Annotated in this window: 1 protein-coding gene; it reads left to right on the forward strand. The window is 35.2% G+C overall.

The genetic code is table 11. The features are described from left to right. The coding region (locus CHI06_RS29035; protein ID WP_142301052.1) for a transposase at window positions 1-443 on the forward strand (443 nt) is incomplete at its 5' end. Window positions 444-486: the final 43 nt, after the last annotated feature.

Consider the following 486-nt stretch of genomic DNA (forward strand, 5'->3'; position numbering starts at 1 on the left):
CCTTCGCAAAAGAAGTTGAAGAATATAATATTATCAAATCTATCCCAGGTATCGGAGAAAAGATCGCTGCAACGATTATTTCACAAATTGGGGAGATAGATCGATTTACTGATCCTAAAAAGCTGGTAGATTTCGCTGGTGTTGACCCTAGTGTATTTGAATTAGGTAAGTTTACAGCTACCAAGAATCGAATCACAAAAAGAGGGTCCAGCAGGCTTCGTCACGCCCTATATATGGCTGTTCGTTGTGCTATACGTGACTGTCGTAAAAGCAAAACAAGTGATGAATTTATTCCTCGTAATAAGAAATTACGAGAGTTCTATGATAAAAAACGTGAAGAAGGAAAACCCCTTAAAGTAGCTGTTATTGCAAGTGTTAATAAGCTCTTACATTGGATATTTGCCCTTTTAAAGAATAAAACAACTTTCCAAGATATAGATTAAAACCTATATCTAACTAAATTACACAAAACCTTCCAAAATTAGA

Source organism: Bacillus sp. 7884-1 (assembly GCF_002272245.1).
Taxonomy (GTDB): Bacteria; Bacillota; Bacilli; order Bacillales; family Cytobacillaceae; genus Neobacillus.